Origin of the sequence: Spiribacter salinus M19-40, from assembly GCF_000319575.2 — a bacterium.
In the GTDB taxonomy this organism is placed as follows: domain Bacteria; phylum Pseudomonadota; class Gammaproteobacteria; order Nitrococcales; family Nitrococcaceae; genus Spiribacter; species Spiribacter salinus.
The window spans coordinates 438,243-459,054 of record NC_021291.1; the positions used below are offsets into that span (position 1 = coordinate 438,243).

20 protein-coding genes are annotated in these 20,812 nt (G+C 62.9%); 11 read left to right on the plus strand and 9 right to left on the minus strand.

What is annotated here, in order from left to right; genetic code table 11:
• Positions 1-4: 4 nt before the first annotated feature.
• Complete coding sequence (locus SPISAL_RS02170) at positions 5-1,441, minus strand: M48 family metalloprotease (protein WP_187287974.1); 1,437 nt, start codon at positions 1,439-1,441, stop codon at positions 5-7.
• A gap of 72 nt (positions 1,442-1,513) precedes the next feature.
• Here SPISAL_RS02170 and SPISAL_RS02175 point away from each other — a divergent pair, with 72 nt between their 5' ends.
• A complete protein-coding gene (locus tag SPISAL_RS02175; protein WP_016352838.1) occupies positions 1,514-2,626 on the plus strand; it encodes an AI-2E family transporter in 1,113 nt (370 codons plus the stop codon).
• On the opposite strand, the gene SPISAL_RS02180 is transcribed toward SPISAL_RS02175, so the two are convergent.
• Together SPISAL_RS02180 and SPISAL_RS02185 are read right to left on the minus strand one after the other, a co-directional pair.
• Complete coding sequence (locus SPISAL_RS02180) at positions 2,623-3,909, minus strand: PhoH family protein (protein WP_016352839.1); 1,287 nt, start codon at positions 3,907-3,909, stop codon at positions 2,623-2,625. The two genes, SPISAL_RS02175 and SPISAL_RS02180, sit on opposite strands and share 4 nt — an antisense overlap.
• Before the next feature lie 21 nt (positions 3,910-3,930).
• Positions 3,931-4,464 (minus strand): glycine cleavage system transcriptional repressor, encoded by a 534-nt coding sequence (locus SPISAL_RS02185; protein ID WP_016352840.1) that lies wholly within the window; start codon positions 4,462-4,464, stop codon positions 3,931-3,933.
• Between the two features lie 137 nt (positions 4,465-4,601).
• Here SPISAL_RS02185 and dapA point away from each other — a divergent pair, with 137 nt between their 5' ends.
• The 7 genes from dapA to SPISAL_RS02220 all read left to right on the plus strand — a co-directional run bounded on the left by dapA (position 4,602) and on the right by SPISAL_RS02220 (position 12,353).
• Entirely contained in the window at positions 4,602-5,477 is an 876-nt protein-coding gene (gene dapA, locus SPISAL_RS02190; RefSeq protein WP_016352841.1) for a 4-hydroxy-tetrahydrodipicolinate synthase, read from the plus strand.
• Positions 5,478-5,503: 26 nt separating this feature from the next.
• Complete coding sequence (locus SPISAL_RS02195) at positions 5,504-6,091, plus strand: outer membrane protein assembly factor BamC (RefSeq protein WP_144060366.1); 588 nt, start codon at positions 5,504-5,506, stop codon at positions 6,089-6,091.
• Positions 6,092-6,101: 10 nt separating this feature from the next.
• Positions 6,102-10,004 (plus strand): phosphoribosylformylglycinamidine synthase, encoded by a 3,903-nt coding sequence (gene purL, locus SPISAL_RS02200; RefSeq protein WP_016352843.1) that lies wholly within the window; start codon positions 6,102-6,104, stop codon positions 10,002-10,004.
• Between the two features lie 28 nt (positions 10,005-10,032).
• On the plus strand, positions 10,033-11,010 hold the full coding sequence (msrP, locus tag SPISAL_RS02205; RefSeq protein WP_016352844.1) for a protein-methionine-sulfoxide reductase catalytic subunit MsrP: 978 nt from the start codon (positions 10,033-10,035) through the stop codon (positions 11,008-11,010).
• Positions 11,011-11,020: 10 nt separating this feature from the next.
• The gene (locus SPISAL_RS02210; RefSeq protein ID WP_016352845.1) at positions 11,021-11,590 is read left to right on the plus strand and encodes a protein-methionine-sulfoxide reductase heme-binding subunit MsrQ; all 570 of its coding nucleotides are present in this window, start codon (positions 11,021-11,023) and stop codon (positions 11,588-11,590) included.
• A 71-nt stretch (positions 11,591-11,661) separates the two neighbouring features.
• Positions 11,662-11,922 (plus strand): type II toxin-antitoxin system Phd/YefM family antitoxin, encoded by a 261-nt coding sequence (locus tag SPISAL_RS02215; protein WP_041389148.1) that lies wholly within the window; start codon positions 11,662-11,664, stop codon positions 11,920-11,922.
• A complete protein-coding gene (locus SPISAL_RS02220) occupies positions 11,919-12,353 on the plus strand; it encodes a type II toxin-antitoxin system VapC family toxin (RefSeq protein ID WP_016352847.1) in 435 nt (144 codons plus the stop codon). The genes SPISAL_RS02215 and SPISAL_RS02220 overlap by 4 nt, the downstream gene beginning before the upstream one ends.
• Before the next feature lie 4 nt (positions 12,354-12,357).
• Here SPISAL_RS02220 and SPISAL_RS02225 read toward each other — a convergent pair whose 3' ends face one another.
• The gene (locus SPISAL_RS02225) at positions 12,358-13,230 is read right to left on the minus strand and encodes an ATP-binding protein (protein WP_041389465.1); all 873 of its coding nucleotides are present in this window, start codon (positions 13,228-13,230) and stop codon (positions 12,358-12,360) included.
• Between the two features lie 23 nt (positions 13,231-13,253).
• Between SPISAL_RS02225 and SPISAL_RS02230 the strand changes: the two genes are divergently transcribed.
• The 3 genes from SPISAL_RS02230 to SPISAL_RS02240 all read left to right on the plus strand — a co-directional run bounded on the left by SPISAL_RS02230 (position 13,254) and on the right by SPISAL_RS02240 (position 16,805).
• On the plus strand, positions 13,254-13,583 hold the full coding sequence (locus SPISAL_RS02230) for a putative signal transducing protein (RefSeq protein WP_016352849.1): 330 nt from the start codon (positions 13,254-13,256) through the stop codon (positions 13,581-13,583).
• Positions 13,580-15,490, plus strand: coding sequence for an ATP-binding cassette domain-containing protein (locus SPISAL_RS02235; RefSeq protein WP_016352850.1), 1,911 nt, complete (start codon positions 13,580-13,582; stop codon positions 15,488-15,490). The genes SPISAL_RS02230 and SPISAL_RS02235 overlap by 4 nt, the downstream gene beginning before the upstream one ends.
• 100 nt (positions 15,491-15,590) lie before the next feature.
• Entirely contained in the window at positions 15,591-16,805 is a 1,215-nt protein-coding gene (locus SPISAL_RS02240; RefSeq protein WP_016352851.1) for an ABC transporter substrate-binding protein, read from the plus strand.
• A gap of 81 nt (positions 16,806-16,886) precedes the next feature.
• Here the strand turns inward: SPISAL_RS02240 and SPISAL_RS02245 are convergent, their stop codons facing one another.
• From SPISAL_RS02245 to SPISAL_RS02265, 5 genes are read right to left on the minus strand one after another with little or no spacing between them, the layout of a single operon-like run.
• On the minus strand, positions 16,887-17,819 hold the full coding sequence (locus tag SPISAL_RS02245; RefSeq protein ID WP_016352852.1) for a branched-chain amino acid ABC transporter permease: 933 nt from the start codon (positions 17,817-17,819) through the stop codon (positions 16,887-16,889).
• Entirely contained in the window at positions 17,819-18,679 is an 861-nt protein-coding gene (locus SPISAL_RS02250; RefSeq protein ID WP_016352853.1) for a branched-chain amino acid ABC transporter permease, read from the minus strand. Before SPISAL_RS02250 ends, SPISAL_RS02245 begins: the two co-directional genes overlap by 1 nt.
• A 3-nt stretch (positions 18,680-18,682) precedes the next feature.
• A complete protein-coding gene (locus SPISAL_RS02255; RefSeq protein ID WP_016352854.1) occupies positions 18,683-19,387 on the minus strand; it encodes an ABC transporter ATP-binding protein in 705 nt (234 codons plus the stop codon).
• 1 nt (position 19,388) lies between these two features.
• Complete coding sequence (locus SPISAL_RS02260; protein ID WP_016352855.1) at positions 19,389-20,168, minus strand: ABC transporter ATP-binding protein; 780 nt, start codon at positions 20,166-20,168, stop codon at positions 19,389-19,391.
• 36 nt (positions 20,169-20,204) lie between these two features.
• Positions 20,205-20,669, minus strand: a complete 465-nt coding sequence (locus SPISAL_RS02265) for an FKBP-type peptidyl-prolyl cis-trans isomerase (RefSeq protein WP_016352856.1) — start codon at positions 20,667-20,669, stop codon at positions 20,205-20,207.
• Between the last annotated feature and the right edge of the window lie 143 nt (positions 20,670-20,812).

Here is a 20,812-nt window from a genome sequence, read left to right on the forward strand (position 1 = left end):
TGGATTAGCTGGCGGGTGTCACACGATCCTTCCAGCGCTCACTGAGGTCCTCGGCGCTGGCGCGTTGGCGCGGGGTCGTGTTGAGATCTTCGAGTCGGCGTAATTGGGAGAGGCCTGCTTCGAAATCGCCCTGAACGGCGTAGAAACGCGCCATGGCAAGAACAGACTCGGCGGCCTGCTCCGCTTCGCTGGCGGCCTTGGCATGGAGCGCCCACAGGCCCGGGGCGTCTCGGTTTTGATCCACCAGCGTCCGGGTAATCCGCAGGGCCTCGTTGGGCCTGTCATCGTCCAGGTAAACCTCGACCTTTGCTTGGCTCAGCGCCTGGTCGTCGGGAAACAGGCTCAGGCCCTGCTCGAGCCGTTCGATGGCCTGCTCGTAACGGGCGTTGGCCTGTGCCGCTTCTGCAAGACCAAGATAAATCAGCGCATGCTCACCATGACCTTGGAGAAGCGCCTCGAAGCGGGCCTGGGCCTTGTCGATCTGGCCGGCTTGCAGTTGGGCGAAGGCGAGGCCGTACTGCGCGCCTGCGTCATTGGAATCGTCCTCAAGGCGCGCCCGAAAGCGAGCCGTCAGTGTTTCCAGGTCGTCGGTCTGAATAACGCGCATCCGGGCCCGGACAAACGCGTAGCCGGGGCTTTCGAAGGGATCGTCGGGACGGATTTTCTCGGCCCGTTCGCGGGTATCCGCGATTCGTGATTCGGTGAGTGGATGCGTGCTGAGAAAGGCCGGGGGCTGGCTGCGATAGCGGCTGTCATCACGCAGCACTTCAAAGAAATTCGGCATGCCATGCGTGTCGAGTTGTGCATTGGCCATGATGCGCACGCCAACCCGATCCGCTTCCCGCTCATGGGCTCGTGAGTAGCGCAGCTGCGAGTCGATGCCGCTCGCCATGCCGGTCGTCGCCGTTGCCATACCGGCCTGTGGGTTTTGTGTACCAATGAGCAGCCCGGCAAGCACGAGGGCCGCCGTGCGCACGCCGCTCCGCTCGGCAGCGGCGATGCGCCGGGCAATATGGCGCTGGGTAACATGGGCCAACTCATGAGCGATCACGGCGCCCAATTCGCTCTCGGTGCGGCTTGCGGTAATCAGCCCGCTATGAACGCCGACATAGCCGCCCGGCATGGCGAAGGCGTTAATACGCTCATCATCAATGACGAAAAACCGGTACTGTCCTACCGGATCGTCGGTGGCGGTGGCGATGCGGGCGCCGAGGTCGCGGATATAGGCCGTTACCGCCGGATCGTCCACAAGGGAGACCTGCTGGCGGATTTCCCGCATCATCTCGGCACCAATTCGCTGCTCATCGGCGGCCGATAACGTGCTGCTGGATGGGCTGCCGAGATCGGGCAGTGACAAGTCGAGCTGCTGCGCCCCGGCGGCAGGCACGACCAGGGCGAGGAAACACAGTTGGACAATGATTTGCTTTATGGCGGTGTTCATCATGGCTACCGATCGGGACGCCGACTATGGGACAGTATATACCGCTAACAGGAGGTGGCCGTGTCGACGCCGATGTTTACAGTCCGGGATTGGCTCTATCGCCATTTGAGTGACCCTCAGGTGGTTGGGCTGGGTGTGCTGCTGTTAGCTGGCCTGGCGATTATTACGTTCTTGGGCAGCATGCTGGTGCCCGTGTTCGCCTCGATCGTATTGGCTTATCTGCTCGAGGGACTTGTCAGGTGGCTGGTGCGTTCAGGCGTTGATCGGCGTCTCGCCGTGTTGGGGGTGTACCTGGTCTTCATGGTACTGCTCATCGCCTTGATCGTCGCCATCCTGCCCACAGTGGTCAACCAGATTATCCAGTTGGTGGAAAACCTGCCGGCGATGCTTGAACAGGGCCAGCAGGCGGTATTGCGCCTGCCAGAGCGCTACCCGGATTATTTCTCGGCCGACCAGGTGGCCGCATTGCTCAATACCATTCGCCGTGAGGCCATCGCCTCCGGACGTGCGCTGGCGTCATCGTTCTCTTTTGCCTCCGTGGTAATGGTGATCTCACTGGTTGTCTATGCCGTGCTCCTGCCGGTGTTGGTGTTTTTCTTTCTCTGGGATAAATCGAAAATCCTCGGCTGGATGGGACGGTTTTTGCCCCGCCATCACGGGCTCGCGGTTTCCGTCTGGCAGGAGGTGGATCTGCAAATCGGCAACTATGTGCGCGGTAAATTCATCGAAGTCGCGATTGTCTGGTTTGGCAGCTACATGACGTTTTTGTTCTTTGGCCTTGAGTTCGCCATGTTGCTGGCGCTGCTGGTCGGGCTCTCCGTGATCATCCCGTATGTCGGGGCGATCGTGGTGACCCTGCCCATTGCCATTGTTGCCTACTTCCAGTTCGGCACGAGCAGCGAGTTCATGTGGATCTTGATTGCTTATGCGGTGATTCAGGCAATCGATGCGAATGTCCTGGTGCCGCTGTTGTTCTCTGAGGCGGTCAATTTGCATCCGGTGGCGATCATCATCGCCATCCTGGTGTTCGGGGGCATTTGGGGCTTCTGGGGTGTGTTCTTTGCGATCCCCCTCGCCAATGTGATCCAGGCGGTGATGAATGCATGGCCACGGGCCGCCGAGGAGATGCTCAGCGAGGAACTCGAGGAGCCAGCTAGCCCACAGGCCAGCCAGGCTGACGGCTAGAGCACGTCGCTGGCGTGGGCGGCCAGTCGGGAGCGCTCGCCGCGGGTCAGATTGAGATGTCCGCTGTGCGGCCAGTCGCGAAAACGTCGCACAAGATAAGTTAGGCCGGAGGTTGTGGGTGTGAGCCAGGGCGTGTCGATCTGAGCGACGTTGCCCAGACACACGATCTTCGTGCCGGGCCCTGCCCGGGTGATCAGCGTGCGCATTTGCTGTGGGGTGAGGTTCTGGGCCTCGTCGAGGACCATGTAGCGGTTGAGCAGGGTGCGCCCGCGCATGAAGTTCAGCGATCGCACACGAACGCGGCTTTGAAGCAGATCTTGAGTGGCGGCTTGCGCCCAGCGGCTACCGCTGCTGGCACCATTGCCCGGGCCAGCCGCCCCAGTGCTGGCGCTGAGCACCTCAAGATTGTCCATCAGGGCACCCATCCACGGGGTCATTTTCTCCTCTTCGGTACCGGGTAGATAGCCGATATCCTCGCCAATGGCGATGGTCGCCCGGGTCATGAGGATCTCTTCGTAGTGCCCCGTCTCCAGTGTCTGTGCCAGACCGGCCGCCAGCGTTAATAACGTTTTCCCGGTGCCGGCTGGGCCGAGCAGCGTGACCAGTTCGACATCCGGGTCCATGAGCAGATTGAGGGCCAGGGTCTGTTGCTGATTGCGGGCATGGATGCCCCAGACCGGTTCACCCGCGGCGCTGAAGTCAATGATGGGCTGGGGAACGAGCGTCGCGGTGTCAGGTTCAGCATGGAGACGCCAGGCGGCGGAGTTGGCCTGAAGCAGAAATTCGTTCGCAACGGCCTGCTCCGGTGGCGCCGCCGGGTCTGATACCGAATGAACGCCGCCGGGGAGCAGGTCGGGGTCGTCGAGCCTGGCCTCACTCTCGTGGTCCTCCGCCTGCAGTCCAAGCACGCTGGCTTGGATGCGCAGATTGATGTCGCGGGCGACCAGCGTGACCTGGATGTCGGGGTGGGTGCGGGTCAGGGTTTGCGCCGCGGCGAGGACATCCGCGTCGGCGGTCGGCTCGGTGATGAAATAAAGTCGCCCGAGTCCCTCGCCGAGGGGCAGGCCGCGCTCCATCTCGGAGGGGCTGACACCGCTCAGCAGTTGATCAAGGAAGCGGGAGGCCTGAAGCGCGTTCCGCGCTTCCTCGCTTTGGCCATGGCGTGCGTTATCCAGGCCGTGGAGGACAGCCAGCGGCAGATAGAGGTCTTGTTCGCCAAAGCGGAAAACGGCCGCTGGGTCGTGCAGGAGGACTGAGGTGTCGAGCAAACGGACGCTGCGCATGGTCGGCCTTTTCTTGCGGACTCAGAGCTTGCTGGGCTCGATGATGGCATCCAGGTTGAGCTGGTCACACAGGTCCATGAACTCCTCGCGCAAGCGCGCGATGTGTAGGCTGGCCGAGACGTCAATGGTCATGTGGACCTGAAACATCGGTGTGCCGGTGTGCGCGGCGGCATAGCTGGTCGTGGCCAGGTCCCGGATATTGATCTCGCGGCCCGAGAAAAACGCCGCCAGGTGATGGACGATACCCGGATGATCGATGGAAACCACTTCAACACTGTAGGGCAGCAGGTTGCCCTCTTTCGTTTTTGGGGCGGTGCGCTTGGCGTGGGCGGTCAGGCCGAGCTTGCGGCCGGCGGCCGGTAGCCCGGTCTCGAGTTTGGCCAACTCGTTCCAGCGGCCTTCAACCAGCAGGATAACCGCAAAATCGCCACCGAGGACCGTCATGCGGCTGTCTTCGATGCTACAACCGGTGTCAGAGATCAGCCGGGAGAGTTCCTCAACGATGCCGGGGCGGTCTTCGCCCAGTGCGGAGATGACCAGGAAATTTTTCTGCATGGAAGTCTGCCCGACGCTTGTGCGTAATCCCCTCAAACTCGGGCTTGAGTGTAGCACGGGCGCAGGTGACAGCCGCTTGTCAGTTCCGGGGCGCAAGGCTACCATCCGCGAATCAAGCCGCAGGTGAGGGAAGGGTGATGTTCCAGGGCAGCATGGTTGCGATGGTGACGCCGATGCACGATAACGGCGCCCTGGATGAGGCAGCGCTCGAGCGCCTGGTTGAATTCCACATCGCCGCCGGAACGGACGCAATTGTGGCCGTCGGGACAACGGGCGAATCGGCGACCCTGGATCATGCCGAGCATCAGCACGTGATGCGCCGAGTGGTGGAGATTGCCGCAAACCGCATCACGGTGATGGGCGGGTGCGGGGCCAATTCCACCTGGGAAGCCGAACAACTCACCCGTTGCGCCCTGGATGCCGGCTGTGAGGCCGCGTTGCTGGTCACTCCGTACTACAACAAGCCCATGCAGGAAGGGCTTTATCAGCATTTCTCGCACCTGGCCAAGGCCGTGCCCATGCCGCAGATTCTGTACAACGTGCCGGGGCGCACGGGCTGTGACCTCCTTCCCGAAACCGTTGATCGGCTGGCCGATATTCCGAATATTGTGGGTATCAAGGAGGCCTCGGGCAGCCTCGAGCGGGCTGAAGAGGTCATTGAGCGTTGCGGGGATCGGCTGGACGTTTACTGCGGTGAGGATGCGCGCAACCTGGCGCTCATGAACGCGGGTGCGAAGGGCTGCGTGTCGGTCACGGCGAACGTCGCCCCGGCGTTGATGCATCAAATGTGTATGGCGGCGCTTGAGGGGGATCAGAGCGAAGCTGAGGCGGTCGATGCCCGGTTGGCGGCCCTGCACAATGCGCTTTTTCTGGAATCCAATCCCATTCCGGTGAAATGGGCCCTGAGTGAAATGGGCTTGATTGGTGCCAAACTGCGTTTGCCGCTAACCCCGTTGGCGGAGCAGCATCACGAGACGGTTCGGCAAGCCCTGAAGCTGGCAGACGCACTGTGATCAGACGGGCTCGATGGACGCTTCTGGTGATGATCACCGGAGGGTTAATCGGTTGCAGCTGGATTGGCGCTGAGCCCACTGAGGCGGAGCGCACCGCGGAGCGTTTGCGCACCCCACCGAATCTCCTGGAAGAGAACCGCGAGCGTGATGACCAAGAGCGCGCGAATGCATCGGCATCAGAACCGGACACGCAAGCGGGTCGTGATCCCGCCTCATACCTGACGACCTACAACGATCAGGTTGCGTTGAACACGGGCCTGCCCGCAGATGCTGGCTGGGCCATCCTTGGTCGTGCGCTGGATCGCAGTGGCTTTGCGCTCATCGAGTCTGATGACTCGGCGCGCACCCACGGCATTCGGTACGACACGAACGCGGTGATTGGCCTCGACGACGACGCGAACGACGCGGCGCCGGTGACGGACGAGCGGGGTGTGTTCGAGCGTCTGGCCTTCTGGCGGAGTGCGCCCGAGGCAGGTGTGCAGCGCTATCAATTGCGGGTCAGCGCGCGGGACAACGGGTCGAGGATCGTGGTCGAGCAGCTGTCCGGTGATCCTGCGCCAGACCGGGCGGCTCGTCAGGTCCTGGTTGTGGTCGCCGAACAGCTGAAGCCCTGACTTTGCCAGTATGATGACGTTGATCGCACACGCTCCCCGTGAACCGGTGGGCGACCCGCGTCTGATTGCGCAGGTTCGCGATGCGATGCCGGCCGTGGGCGCGCTGCATGCCCGCGTGGTGTTTTTTGTGGATACGCAACGGACATTGACGGTGGTGGAGGTCAGCCGGCTGCAGGCATTGCTTGAAGCGGAGCCGCTGGAGGCCGCTAGCGGCCAGGATCCCACGGTGCTTGAGCCATCGATCTATGTCGTGCCGAGGCTGGGTACGATCTCACCGTGGGCTAGCAAAGCAACGGATATCGCGCATCAATGCGGCCTGGATGGCGTACGCTACATCGAGCGCGGGTTGCGCTACACGCTGGCTGATCACCATGGGCAGCCCCTTGATCCGCGCGGCTCATCCGACCTGACCCAGGCTTTGCACGACCGCATGACGGAATCCGTGTTAGAGCGTCTTGAAGACGCTGAAGCGCTGTTTGCGAGCCATGCATCGCGCCCCTTGGGCCAGGTCGAGTTGCTGAGCGGTGGGCGTGAAGCGTTAAAAGCCGCGGATCAGGCCCTGGGCCTCGCCCTCTCGGGCGATGAGATCGACTACCTGCTCGAGAATTACACGGCGCTGGAGCGCAATCCCACTGACGTGGAACTGATGATGTTTGCGCAGGCGAACTCGGAGCACTGCCGGCACAAGATTTTCAACGCTGACTGGGTGATCGATGGCGAGGCCATGCCGCACACCCTCTTTGCCATGATCCGTCATACCCACGCTGAAAGGCCCGAGGGTGTGCTCTCAGCCTATAGCGATAACGCGGCCGTGATTGCCGGGGGTGAGATCGATCGGTTCACACCGCGGTTTGATGGGGGTTACGGCCATCGTCGTGAGCCAGGGCATCTGGTCATGAAAGTGGAGACGCACAACCACCCCACGGCGATCTCGCCCTTCGCGGGCGCGGCGACCGGTGTGGGCGGCGAGATCCGTGATGAGGCGGCCACTGGGCGTGGGGCGCGCACCCGCGCCGGGCTTTCCGGATTTTCCGTCTCCAATCTGCGTATTCCCGGTGCTGAGCAGCCCTGGGAGGTCGATCACGGCCGCCCGGATCGGATCGCCTCGGCGCTTGAGATCATGCTGGATGGGCCCATCGGTGCCGCACGCTATGGCAACGAATTCGGCCGCCCTCAATTAGCCGGGTATTTCCGGACCTATGAGCAGGCCGTGCCGGGTACCGATGGCAAGGACGTGCGTGGCTATCACAAGCCGGTGATGATTGCGGGGGGCATGGGCACGATCCGCCCGGATCAGGTGCATAAGGGCATGGCGCCTCCGGGCTCGCCCGTGGTGGTCCTGGGTGGCCCGGCGATGCTAATCGGCCTGGGCGGCGGGGCGGCCTCGTCCGTGGCGAGCGGGCAGAGTGACGAGGCCCTGGATTTTGCCTCAGTCCAGCGGAGCAACCCGGAAATGGAGCGTCGCTGTCAGGAGGTGATCGACGCGTGCTGGGGGCTCGGCGAGGAGAGTCCCATCATCGCGATTCACGATGTCGGCGCGGGTGGGCTATCGAATGCGTTGCCCGAGCTGCTGGACGACGCCGACCGCGGCGGCCGAATGGAGCTGCGCACGATCCCTTGTGCCGAGGCAGGCCTCTCGCCGCTCGAGATCTGGTGCAACGAGGCCCAGGAGCGCTACGTGCTGGCCCTGGATGTCGATCGTCTGGCGGTCTTCCAGCAAATCTGCGAGCGTGAGCAGGCGCCGTTTGCGGTGGTTGGCGAGACCACGGAGGCGCGCGACCTTATCGTCGGGGATGCCGAGTTCGGTAATCACCCGGTCCATATCCCGATGGATCTGCTCCTTGGCAAGCCGCCGAAGATGCGGCGTGAGGTGACCCGGCAAACACCACCTGGGCAATCGCTGGCGCTTGACGGTGTCAGTCTGTCCGAGGCGATTCACCGGGTGCTGCGCTTGCCCACGGTGGCCAGCAAGGAATTTCTGATTACCATTGCGGATCGCACGGTCACCGGGCTGACGGCGCGGGATCAGATGGTGGGCCGCTGGCAGGTGCCCGTGGCCGATTACGCCATGACGGTGGGCGATTATCGGGGCTACCGCGGTGAGGCCATGGCCATGGGTGAACGCAGCCCGGTGGCGCTGCTCGACGCGCCAGCCTCGGGCCGGATGGCCATTGGCGAGGCCCTGACCAACCTCATGGGGGCGCCGGTCGGCGCACTGGCCCAGGTCAATTTGTCGGCGAACTGGATGGCCGCTTGTGGCCATCCTGGGGAAGATGCCCGGCTCTACGACACCGTGGAGGCGGTGGGCCGCGCGCTCTGTCCGGCACTCGGGATTGCCATTCCCGTGGGCAAGGACTCGCTATCAATGAAAACGGTCTGGGACGAGGGCGGCGAACAGCGGGCTGTTACCTCGCCGCTCACCCTGGTGGTTTCCGCGTTCGCCCCGGCGAATGATGTCCGGCGGGGCGTGACGCCAGCCCTCGCAGCCGATCCGCAAAGCACCCTGTACTTGCTCGATCTGGGGGGCGGACGTCGTCTGGGCGGATCCGCCCTGGCGCAGGTCTATGGTCAGTTGGGTGATGTTGCCCCGGATCTGGATGATCCGGACGTCTTTGTCCGGGGTTTTGATACGGTGCAATCGCTGCTGGCCGAGGGTTGGGTTCAGGCGCTGCATGATGTCTCGGACGGTGGCGTGCTGGTGACGCTCGCGGAAATGGCTTTTGCCGGGCGCGCCGGCGTGGCGGTGGACCTCTCTTTGCTGGCTGAGGCGCCGCTGGCGGCGGCCTTTGCCGAGGAGCTGGGTGTGGTCATCCAGGTGAGTGCAGAGAATCACGAGCGCGTCGAGGCCGCCTTCGAGGCCGCAGGGCTTGCGGAGCGGTTCACGCGTCTGGGCCGGCCCACGGCGGCCCGGCATCTGGTCGTGCGTCACCACGGCGCGGTCGTGCTTGATGAGTCGCTGGTCGATCTCGAGGCTGCCTGGCACGAAACCAGTTATCAGCTTCAGTCTCTGCGCGATGATCCGACCTGTGCCCAAGAGGCGCATGAGCAGGTGTGGGACGAGGCGGACCCGGGGCTTCGGGCCGCGTTGAGTTTTAACCCGGCTGAGGACGTCGCTGCGCCCCATATCGCCAGTACGGTACGACCACGGGTTGCCGTGCTTCGCGAGCAGGGCGTCAATAGCCACGTAGAGATGGCGGCGGCGTTTGAGCGGGCAGGCTTTGAGCCGCGGGATATCCACACCACCGATCTATTGGCGCAACCTCATCTGCTTGATGACTGCCAGGCGCTGGTGGCCTGCGGTGGGTTCTCCTACGGGGACGTGTTGGGCGCTGGCCGGGGCTGGGCGCGCAAGATTTTGTTTAACCCGCGGTTGCGGGCGGCCTTTGAGGGCTTTTTCGATCGCCCGGATACGCTGGCGCTTGGCGTGTGTAACGGCTGCCAGATGCTTTCGGCACTCCGCGAGATCATCCCGGGCACGACCCTGTGGCCGGATTTTCTCGCCAATCGCTCGCGTCAGTACGAAGCGCGCCTTAGCATGGTGGAAGTGCTGCCCTCACGCTCCGTGCTTCTCGAGGGGATGGAAGGGTCTCGAATGCCCATCGTCGTCGCGCACGGCGAGGGCCGGGCCGCGTTTGCTGATGACGGTGGCCCGCGCAAGGCGTTGTCAGCCGGGTTGGTTGGACTGCGTTATATTGATGGGCAAGACGCCCCGGCCGCGACCTATCCGGCCAACCCGAATGGCTCCCCGATGGGCGTCACGGGTCTGTGCAATGCCGATGGTCGAGTCACGATTACGATGCCGCATCCAGAGCGCGTGTTCCGCACGCTGCAGCATAGCTGGCACCCCGATGAGTGGGGGGAGGATGGGCCGTGGATGCGGCTGTTCCGAAATGCCCGGTGCGCCCTCGGTTAGGGGCGAAGCTGCCAAAGGGGTAACCATCATGTTGATCAAAAAACGCCGCCAGAGTGATGTGCTGCCTTCGGAGATCACGCCCGAGTCCATCTACCGGGACCGGCGCCGTTTTCTGCGCACCTCGGCCCTCGCTGCCGCTGGGACATTGCTTGCGCCGGGCTGGACCGTGGCAAAGCCCATGGAAGACCTGGCGCCGCTTGGTGATCTGCCGACCAGCGGGTTCAGCACGGGCGAGGAGAAGAACACCCTCGAGCAGATCACGACCTACAACAACTTCTACGAATTCGGGACCGACAAGGAAGACCCCATGCGCCTTGCGCCCGAGCGTTTGGCGCACCGGCCGTGGACGCTGACGGTCAGCGGCGAGGCGGAGAAAACCGGCGAGTTTGCGTTTGATGACTTCATGAAAGGGCTCACGCTGGAGGAGCGCATCTACCGCCTGCGCTGTGTGGAGGCCTGGTCGATGGTGATCCCCTGGGCCGGTGTGCCGCTGGCCGAAGTGATTCGCCGAGCCAATCCCAACTCCCGGGCGAAGTACGTCAAGTTCTACACCAAACACGATCCCGAGGTGTTTCCTGCCCAGCGGGCCCGCGGGATGTCATTTCTGGCGAGCATTGATTGGCCCTATACCGAGGGCCTGCGCATGGATGAGGCCATGAATCCGCTGACGCTGCTCGCGACGGGACTGTATGGCCGGGAAATGCCCTCGCAGAATGGTGCACCGATTCGCCTGGTGGTGCCCTGGAAATACGGCTTCAAGAGCATCAAGTCGGTGGTGCGGATTCATTTCCAGGAGACTGAGCCCGAGTGCACCTGGAATCAGCTGGCACCCCGTGAATACGGGTTCTACGCCAACGTGAACCCCGACGTGGATCACCCGCGTTGGAGTCAGGCTCGGGAGCGGCGCATCGGTGAGCTCTTCAAACAAGATACGCTGATGTTTAACGGCTACGGCGAGGAGGTGGCAGACCTCTATGCCGGCATGGACCTTCGCAAGAACTTCTAGCCCCTTGCCGATGGCTGGCATACGCGCCGCGGTGTTCGCGCTGTGCGCGCTGCCCGCGGTGCTGCTCATCGTTGGCCTTTTGCAGGGCACGCTCGGCGCCAACCCGGTCGAGCGCCTGTTGAACGGCACGGGGAGCTGGGGGCTCCGGTTTCTGATCGCGACGCTGGCGATGACGCCGCTACGCTGGGCGACAGGGGCTCGCTGGGTCGTTCGGTTGCGCCGTCAAATCGGGCTTTGGGCGTTTTTCTATGCGGCTGCGCATTTCAGCGTCTTCGCGGTGTTCGAGCACGGCCTTGGCCTCGCTGCCATTGTTTCAGACATTGCTCAGCGCCCGTTCATCCTGGTGGGGGCGAGTGCGCTGCTTTTGCTCCTGCCGCTGGCGCTCACTTCCACGCAGGGCTGGATCCGTCGGCTGGGGCGCAATTGGAAACGCCTGCACTGGCTCATTTATCCCGCAGCCATCCTTGGTGTTGTGCACTTCTTTTGGTTGATCAAGGCTGACCGCTGGACCGAGCCGCTGATCTACGCCGGCATCCTCGCGGTGTTGCTTGGCTGGCGTGTTGTCAAACGGCTTGGGTAGGATTTGGCAAGCGATTGGGGTTTGCGTACCGTGGTCACGGTTAAAGAATTATTGCCAATAAAAGGTCACCAATGCCCTCCATTCGTGAGTTCAAAGCGCGACTGTCGTTCTACATAACGGAGTCTAGAGCCGGGAAGCCCGTGGAGATCACCTGGCATCGTCAGCCCGTGGCCCGTTTGGTGGGCCTGGCCGCGCACGACGACACCGGTCTGGCGCGGATGGTGGCACAGGGAGAGCTTCAGTGGTCTGGCGGTAAGCCATCGGGCAGTGCGATTCAGTTGCCGAATTCGAATACATCGTTGGCTGCGATGGTGCTTGAGGACCGTCGTTGATCCTGTTCTGCGATACCTCGGCGCTGGTCAAGCTGTACGTCGACGAGTCTGAAAGCCGCGAGGTCCGGCGCGCTGTCGCGGAATCGGAGGCGGTGGCAGTCTCGCGTGTGGCCTGGGTAGAGGTGCATTCTGCGCTCGCTCGCCTGAGCCGGGAGTCGAGTGAGGGCCAACGCATACAGGATGCCGTAAAGCGGCATTTGCGCCAGGACGGGCCTCATTTCGCCGTCGTCGAGCTTACCGCGGCAATCACTGAGACCGCAGGGGAGTACACTGAGGCGTTTGGTTTGAGAGCCTACGACGCCATACAGCTTGCCAGCGCAATGCGTCTTCGTGCCCAGTCAGACGTCCCCGTCAGCTTTGCCTGCTTTGATCAACGGCTTAATCAGGCGGCTAGGGTGCTGGGCTTTGAACTGCTTGGGCCGCAAGCCTGACGCGTCAACCCAGCCCGCGGGCGCCGACCCAGTCGCGGGCGAACTGCCAGGCGACGCGACCGCTGCGGGAGCCCCGCTCCAGGGCAAAACGCAGCGCATCGGCCCGCCATTCGGCCTCGGCCGGTGGATGCCCTGGTGACATGGCTGCAATCCACTCCGCGCAGATATTCAGGTAGCGCTGCTGATCGAAGGGGTGGAACGACAGCCACAGCCCAAAGCGCTCCGAGAGCGAAATCTTCTCTTCCACCGCCTCGCCGGGATGGATCTCACCGTCCACTGTTCGGGCCTGCTCGTTCTCCGAGAAATACTCGGGGAGGAGATGGCGCCGATTGGACGTCGCATAGATCAGCAGGTTGTCCGGAGGCGCAGCCACGGAGCCGTCCAGGGCAGCCTTGAGCGCCTTGTAGCTGGGATCATTGGCCTCAAAGGACAGGTCATCGCAGAAGAGAATGAACCGCTCGGGCCGATCACTGATCGCTCGAACGATGGCTGGCAGGGCGACCAGGTGCTGGGGCTCTACCTCAATCAGTCGCAGGCCGTCGGCGGCGTACTCGTTGAGTAGCGCTTTGATCAGCGACGATTTGCCGGTACCCCGGGCACCGGATAGCAGCACATTGTTGGCCGGGAGGCCCGCGAGAAACTGACGCGTGTTGCGTACCGCGGCCGTTTTTTGTCGGTCGATGTGCTGCAGCGAGGCGAGGCGGATGCCGTGCGTGGCCGGCAATGGCTCGAGGGCGCGCCGATGGCCTGATGCGGGCACCCAGGCAAAAGCGATGGCGGCCTCCCAATCAACGGGGGGCGGCGCTGGGGGCAGCAGTTGTTCCACGCGGTCGATCAGGTGATCGAGGCGCTCGGCAATGTGGTCGATCCGCTCCATGGCCGTCATGTTAGCCTCTCGCCATGGAAAAGACAGTCGGCAATCTCGAGCGCGTTCACATTATCGCCGACCCCCTCATTGCTGGTCATATCGAATCCGTCCTCGCCGCGCGGGGCATTTACTGCATGGTGCGCAATCGTCACCTCATCGGCGGGGCCGGAGAGATCCCGCCGCTGGAGGCCTGGCCCGAGATCTGGGTGGATCGTGACGATGCCCCGATCGCCCGCCAGCTCATCCATGAGGTGCTCGAGCCGGCGGGCCCAACGCCCGACCCCTGGATCTGTCCCGACTGTGGTGAGCGGATTGAAGGGCAATTTGCTGAGTGCTGGCACTGTGGGGCCGTCGCACCATGATTCAACTTCGGGATATCACGCTGCGCCGCGGGCCGGATCCGTTACTTGAGGGGGCTCGACTGACCGTGCATGCGGGCAGCAAGCTCGGCCTGGTCGGTGCCAACGGCACCGGTAAGAGCACGCTGTTTAGCCTACTGCTCGGGGAGCTCACGGTTGACGCCGGCGAGATCTCGATGCCCGCCAACTGGCAGCTTTCGCACATGGCACAGGAGACGCCAGCACTGCCAAGGCCGGCTATCGAGTTTGTACTGGATGGCGATGACGCCCTCAGGGCAGCGGAGGCCGAGGTGGCTGCGGCGGAGGCCAGTGAGGCCGGCGAGCGCATCGCCCATGCCTATGCAGCGCTCGAGGCCGCGGGTGGATACGACGCGCGAGCGCGTGCGGGGATTCTGCTCAACGGGCTTGGCTTCGAAGCCGCCGTTCATGAGCGCCCGGTCGCCGAGTTCTCTGGCGGCTGGCGGGTCCGGCTGAATCTGGCCCGGGCGTTGATGTGCCCAGCCGATCTGCTGTTACTCGATGAGCCGACCAACCATCTGGATCTGGAGGCCGTGCTTTGGCTTGAGCAGTGGTTACAGGCCTTCACAGGCACGCTCATTCTGATCGCCCATGACCGCGACTTTCTCGACAACGTGGCCGAGGGCATCGTGCACATCGAGCATCGGCAAATCCACCACTACACCGGCGGCTACAGTGCTTTTGAGCGTCAACGTGGGGAGCGCCTTGCCCAGCAGCAGGCCTTGCATGAGCGCCAGCAGCGCGAAATCGCGCACATGGAAGCGTTCATCACGCGTTTTCGTGCCAAGGCCACGAAGGCGCGGGCGGCACAGAGTCGGATTAAAGCCCTTGAGCGAATGGAGCGCGTCGCGCCGGCGCATGTGGACTCGCCGTTTCAGTTTGCCTTCCCCGAGGCGCCGCGGGCCGGCAATCCGCTGCTCAGCCTCGAATCCGTGTCGCTGGGTTATGATAACAACGCGTTGCTGACCGGTCTGGAGCGCAGTCTCGCGCCGGGTGACCGGATCGGGCTCTTGGGCCGCAATGGCATGGGCAAGTCCACGCTGATTCGGGCCCTCGCCGGCGAGCGTGAGCCAATGGCTGGGCAGATCCGGCGCGCCCGCCAGCTCCGGGTGGGATACTTTGCACAGCATCAGCTCGAGCAGCTCGACCTGGCCGCGAGCCCGGTACAGCACCTGGCGCGTCTTGCCCCGAACACCGAGCCGCAGCGCCTGCGGGATTTCATCGGTGGATTCGGCTTTCGCGGTGATCAGGCGCTCGATCCGGTGGCCCCTTTGTCCGGCGGTGAGCGGGCACGGCTGGTGCTGGCTCTGCTGGTTTGGTCGGCGCCGAATCTCCTTTTGCTCGATGAGCCCACCAACCACCTGGATCTTGAGATGCGCCATGCCCTGAATGTCGCGCTGCAGGGATTTGAGGGTGCTGTGGTTGTGGTCTCCCATGACCGGTATTTGCTCGAGACCACCGTATCGGACTACTGGCTTGTGAATGCCGGTTGCGTGACGGCGTTCGACGGCGATCTTGAGGACTACCGGCGCTGGCTTGCTCGGGATCAGCGGGAGCGCAATACGGCTCGCCGCCAGGGCCCAGCTCCTGAGCCGCAGAGCGGCGAGGATGCCCGCGCTCGGCGTCAGGCGACCGCTGAAGCCAAGGCCGCCCTGCGGCCCTTGCGCCGCCGGGTGGAATCGGCCGTTAAGGCGATGGAGAAGATCGATACCGAGCTGGCGGCTATAGAAACGCAGCTCGCAGAGCCGTCTGTTTATGAAGCGGGATCGCGGGAAGCGCTCGATGATCTCCTCCGTCGGCAGGGCCGGATGCGTCAGGAGAAAACCGAGGCTGAGGCCGAGTGGGTGGCGGCGGAAGAGGCGCTTGAGATGGCTGAGCAGGCCACCGCGTAAGTCGGTTTTGGGCTGGTCGATGGCCGCTTTGCGCTGTCCAGCCGCTCTGGGTATCCTCGAATGTCGCCTTAATACATAACCATCCAGCGGAGTCTTGGACATGAAAACAAATGGCAAGCTTCTGGGGGCCACGAGTGCCCTTTCTGTTGCCGTGCTCGCCGGTGCTGCGCAGGCAGAACCGCTGCGTGTCGGTGCACTGATGCCGATGACGGGTGATCTGCAGGCTTATGGTGAGAGCTCTCGCAATGGTGTTGAGCTCGCGATCGAGGAAATCAATGCCGCAGGCGGCGTCATGGGCGAGCCGGTCGAGCTCGAGGTCTCCGATACCCAGACCGAGCCACAGGCCGGCGTTGATGCGGCCCAGCGATTGGTTTCTGTTGACGGGGTGTCGGCGATTGTCGGCGCGCTCTCCAGCGGCGTCACGATTCCAGTGGCAAGCAGCGTGACCTCGTCGGAAGGGGTTCCACAGATCTCGAACGCCTCTACCTCACCAGTGATGACCGACCTGGATGACAATGACTTCCTATTTCGGACGGTGCCTTCGGACGCCTTCCAGGGCATTGCCCTCGCGGAAGTCGCGGCTGAGAAGGGGGTTGATAGTGCCGCTGTGTTGTATATCAACAATGACTATGGCGAAGGCCTGGCAGACGCCTTCGAGTCGGCATTCGAAGCGGCCGGTGGCGAAGTCGTGGATCGCAGCGGATACGAGCCGGGCCAGGCTTCCTATCGCGGTGACTTGAGTCAGGTGTCTGATGGCGAATCGCCGCTGCTGCTGATTGGCTATCCCGAAAACGGTCAGACGATCCTTCGTCAGGCGCTTGAGGGCGGCCATTTCACCGATTTCATGTTTACGGACGGGATGAAGTCGCCGCAGATCGTAGAGAATCTTGGCGCCCAATATTTGAACGGTAGCTTTGGCACCGCCGCGGAGGCGCGGGACGACACCGATGCCGCACAGCACTTCAACAGCGCCTACGAGGCGGTCTATGGCGAGGTGCCGCCGGTACCGTATATCGATACGGCTTATGACGCCGCCTACTTGATCAGCCTCGCCGCAGTGAGTGCGGAGAGCACCGAACCGGCCGCGATTCGCGATCACCTACGCGCGGTCAATGACCCGGATGGTGAAACCGTGGGGCCAGGTGATTTCGCCGAGGCGGTCGAGCTGCTCGAGAACGGTACCGCGATCAATTACCAGGGTGCCTCTGGCCCGGTGGACTTCGACGATAACGGAGATGTTGGTGGCACATTCGCGCACTGGGAAATCCAGAACGGCGAGTACGTCACCGAGCGGGTCTTCGAGCCTTCGCTTTAGGCTCTCCGCCAAGCCGCTGCCCGGATCGGTGCAATGCCGCTTCCGGGTGGAGTACCCAAAAGCGGCACAGCACAGGGTGAGTTAACGCCCCTCCCCCGGCATGCGGGGTCGTTTCTCTGGCAGCAGACCCTGTGGCCGGCTAACGAGAATGATCTGCAGCAGGACGCCGATGAGGAAAATGCGGAAGGCGCTCTCGCTGCCGATGAGCGCTGTGGGCATCAGGTCGGCAAGCACCTCGGTGGAAGACCAGATAATCCAGACCACTAGCGCGCCAAGGAGTGCGCCACGGTTGTTGCCGCTGCCCCCGGCGATGAGCATGACCCAAACGAGAAAGGTGCCATAGAGCGGACGGAAGGCCTCGGGGCTGATGAAGCCGACAAAGTGGGCATACAGTCCGCCGCCAAGGGCCATGATGCAGGAGCCGACGACAAAGGCCTCGAGCCGGAAACGGGCGACATCCTTGCCCGCTGCCGCTGTCGCGGCTTCGTTGTCGCGTATGGCGCGCAGGACACGGCCCCACGGTGACCGTCGCGCGATCTCAACCAGCAGATACGTGCCGGCGACAAACACGGCCACGATGAGCAGATAGCCCGCGTTACCAACGTCAAAAGGCGCATCGATGCCGGGAATGCCTCGGGTGCCGTTGCTTAACCAGCCTTCATTGAGGAAGAACAGCCGGATGATCTCGGCGATGCCAATGGTGGCGATAGCCAGGTAGTCCGTGCGCAGGCGGGCCGTGATCCGGCCAATGACCCAGGCGATAGGGATCGTCACGATAACCGCACCGGCTATACCCGCGAGGAAGGGTAGATCGAAGCCGCCCAGCCAATTGTCACTCGGGCCGGTGGTGAGGATGGCGCTGGTGTAGGCGCCCACCGCAAAAAAACCGGCAATGCCGATGTTGAACTGCCCGGTCATGCCCCATTGCATATTAAGCCCGAGGACCAGCACGGCGTAGATCCCGACCAGGTTCAGGAAAAATAGGGGATAGGACAGCAACGAAAGCCATTCCATCAGATTGATCCCCGGATGATGCCCTGTGGGCGAAAGATCAGCGTGGCCACCATGATGGCAAAGGCCACGGCCGGTTTGTAGGCACTGGGAATGATCAGTGTCGAGAGCTCCATCGCACAGCCGATGACCAGGCCGCCAACAATCGCGCCGTAGGGCCGACCGATCCCCCCCAGGATGGTAGCGGCAAAGATGGGCAGGAGGAGGGTCCAGCCCATCACCGGGTGAAGCCGGGTGTCCATGCCCAGGAGTACGCCGGCAGCCGCGGCGAGTGCGCCGCCGATGGCCCAGGTCCACATGATGACCCGATCGGCCGGGATGCCGGTGATGAGCGCCAGGTCCATGTTGTCGCTCATCGCCCGCATTGCCTTCCCCATCCGGGTGCGGGTGAGGAACAGGTGTACCAGGAACACCAGAACGGCGGCCGCGGCAAAGATCAGCAGATGATCGGGTTTAAGGGTCAGCGGGCCGATGCGCCATGGCATCTGGATGCCGGTCTGGTAGACCTGGTTGCTGCTACCCCAGATCATCTGGATGAGTGAGCGCAGCACCAGCGCCGTTGCAAATGAGGAAATCAGCAATATAACGGGCTGGACTCGACGAATCCGACGGTAAACCACCTGGTCGATGCCGACCGCAAGCCCCGCTGTCATGAGCATCGCAACGGGCAGGGCGGCGAGGACCGGCAGGTTGAAGACGGTGACGACGGTGAGCGCGAAGTAGGCGCCGATGGCCATGAAATCGCCATGGGCGAAGTGGGCGAACCGCAGCACGCCAAAAATCATGGTGGCGCCCACGGCGCCAAGCGCCAGAATGCTGCCGAGCAGGATCCCACTGATCAGGAGTTGGGCAATCTCAGTCATGGGTTATCCGCCCAGGAACATTTCGGCGACCTCGGGGTTGGCAAGCAGCGCCGGGCCACTGTCTTCGTAGCGGTTCTCACCGGTGGCCAGCACATAGCCGCGGTTGGCGATCGCCAGCGCCTGGCGGGCATTCTGTTCAACCATCAGCACGCCGATGCCGAGCTGGTTGACCTCCTGGATGCGCGCGATGGTCTCGTCAATTAGTCGAGGCGAGAGCCCTGCCGTGGGCTCGTCGAGCATCAGCAGATGCGGGTCGATCATCAGGGCTCGCCCCATCGCCACCATCTGCCGCTCGCCGCCTGACATCAGCCCAGCCGCTTGTTGGCGGCGCTCTCGGAGTTTCGGAAAGATCTCGAAGACTTTCTCAAGCCGTGGTCCCAGGTCACCCGGCATGGCGTAGGCGCCCAACTCCAGATTTTCGAGCACCGACAGCGACGGGAAGACATTCGATTCCTGAGGAACATAGGCAATGCCGCGGCTGGCCATCTGCTCAGCGGGCCGGTTGGTAATGACTTCTCCCATGTATTCGACCTGGCCCTCACGGATTGGGACCAGACCGAATAACGCCTTCATCGCCGTGGACTTGCCCGCTCCGTTCGGACCGACGATGACAACGATCTCATCCGCCTCGACGCGCAAACGCGTACCGCGAAGGATATCCACACCACCGTAGCCGGCATACAGCCCCTCGGCTTTAATCAGGCTCACCTCAAGCCGCTCCTGCCTGACCGCTCGCCCCCGTTCCGAGATAGGCCTCTCGGACCTCCGGGTTCTCCCGAAGCGTGGCCATATCGCCGGAGGCGATTAACGCGCCGTTGGCCATGACCATGACCGGATCACAGAGTCGCGCGATGAGATCCATGTCGTGCTCAATGACACAGAAGGTGTACCCGCGCTCTCGGTTGAGGCGCTCGATCGCCTCTGCCAGTTTCCCAAGCAGTGTGCGATTGACACCAGCACCCGGCTCGTCGAGGAGCACGGCCTTGGCGTTGGTCATCATGGTTCGGCCGAGATCCAGAAGCTTTTTTTGACCGCCGGACAGGTTACCCGCCAGCTCATCGCGCAGATGGCCAATTTCGAGGAAGTCGAGCACCTCATCGGCCTGGCGCAGGATGGCGCGGTCCTCACGGATGACCTTCCACCACGTTAGCCAACTTTTGAGCAGCGTTTCGCCCCTTTGGGCGGCCGGCACGAGCATGAGGTTCTCCCGCACGGTCATGCGCGAGAACTCATGGGGGATTTGAAAGGTGCGCACCAGACCTTTGTGGAACAGGGCATGGGTTGGCAAGCCCGTGATGTCCTCGCCTTCGAGCGTAATTCGGCCGCTGTTCGGCGGGATTTCGCCCGCAATGATATTGAACAGCGTGGATTTACCCGCCCCGTTTGGGCCGATCAGGCCGGTGATGCTGCCTGTCTCCACCGTGAAAGAAACCTCACGAACTGCCTGCAGGCCACCGAATGCCCGGGAAATCCGCTCGATTTCGATCACTGTGTTCCCCTTCGGTCTGGTGTGCGCGCGGCCGCGTTACTCGTGAACGTGTCCGTGCTCGAGTTCTTCCTCGGAAGCCTCGCGAACCTCTGAGACCTTGACCTTGAAGTTCAGGGTCTGGCCGGCGAGGGGATGGTTGGCATCCACCGTCACGCTGTCGCCGCTGACCGCAGCCACGGTGACGACCTGCGTGCCTGACTGCGTTTGGGCCTGAAAGCGCATGCCGGTCTCGACGTTATCGACGCCTTCGAACATGCTTTTTGGCACATCCTGCTGCAGGCGATCGTCGCGCTCACCGTAGGCCTCTTCTGGTGGGACGGTGACGTCCACATCCTCGCCCGCGGTCTTGCCCTCAAGGGCACTCTCGAGTCCTGGGATGATGTTGCCGGCGCCATGCAGATACTGCAGGGGCTGGCCTTCCGGGGAAGCATCGAGTACCTCGCCTTCGGTGTCGCGCAGGGTGTAATCAATGGCAACCACTGCATTTTTGGCAATCTGCATGCAAACCTCTGAGGCAAATTTGAATGAACGCGTAGTGTAAACACGTGCCTGACTGTGGACAAACGCCACCTGGCTGGTCAGGCATGCTGCAAGTCGATAGGCTCAGCGAGCCTGGAGTTATCTGCGTGCGTCTGGAGGTCTCG

Bases quoted from the DNA above. Each gene is read 5' to 3' on its own strand.
- SPISAL_RS02170 (WP_187287974.1), bottom strand. From the start codon at position 1,441: ATGAACACCGCCATAAAGCAAATCATTGTCCAACTGTGTTTCCTCGCC.
- SPISAL_RS02175 (WP_016352838.1), top strand. From the start codon at position 1,514: ATGTTTACAGTCCGGGATTGGCTCTATCGCCATTTGAGTGACCCTCAG.
- SPISAL_RS02180 (WP_016352839.1), bottom strand. From the start codon at position 3,909: ATGCGCAGCGTCCGTTTGCTCGACACCTCAGTCCTCCTGCACGACCCA.
- SPISAL_RS02185 (WP_016352840.1), bottom strand. From the start codon at position 4,464: ATGCAGAAAAATTTCCTGGTCATCTCCGCACTGGGCGAAGACCGCCCC.
- dapA (WP_016352841.1), top strand. From the start codon at position 4,602: ATGTTCCAGGGCAGCATGGTTGCGATGGTGACGCCGATGCACGATAAC.
- purL (WP_016352843.1), top strand. From the start codon at position 6,102: ATGATGACGTTGATCGCACACGCTCCCCGTGAACCGGTGGGCGACCCG.
- msrP (WP_016352844.1), top strand. From the start codon at position 10,033: ATGTTGATCAAAAAACGCCGCCAGAGTGATGTGCTGCCTTCGGAGATC.
- SPISAL_RS02210 (WP_016352845.1), top strand. From the start codon at position 11,021: ATGGCTGGCATACGCGCCGCGGTGTTCGCGCTGTGCGCGCTGCCCGCG.
- SPISAL_RS02215 (WP_041389148.1), top strand. From the start codon at position 11,662: ATGCCCTCCATTCGTGAGTTCAAAGCGCGACTGTCGTTCTACATAACG.
- SPISAL_RS02225 (WP_041389465.1), bottom strand. From the start codon at position 13,230: ATGGAGCGGATCGACCACATTGCCGAGCGCCTCGATCACCTGATCGAC.
- SPISAL_RS02230 (WP_016352849.1), top strand. From the start codon at position 13,254: ATGGAAAAGACAGTCGGCAATCTCGAGCGCGTTCACATTATCGCCGAC.
- SPISAL_RS02235 (WP_016352850.1), top strand. From the start codon at position 13,580: ATGATTCAACTTCGGGATATCACGCTGCGCCGCGGGCCGGATCCGTTA.
- SPISAL_RS02240 (WP_016352851.1), top strand. From the start codon at position 15,591: ATGAAAACAAATGGCAAGCTTCTGGGGGCCACGAGTGCCCTTTCTGTT.
- SPISAL_RS02245 (WP_016352852.1), bottom strand. From the start codon at position 17,819: ATGGAATGGCTTTCGTTGCTGTCCTATCCCCTATTTTTCCTGAACCTG.
- SPISAL_RS02250 (WP_016352853.1), bottom strand. From the start codon at position 18,679: ATGACTGAGATTGCCCAACTCCTGATCAGTGGGATCCTGCTCGGCAGC.
- SPISAL_RS02265 (WP_016352856.1), bottom strand. From the start codon at position 20,669: ATGCAGATTGCCAAAAATGCAGTGGTTGCCATTGATTACACCCTGCGC.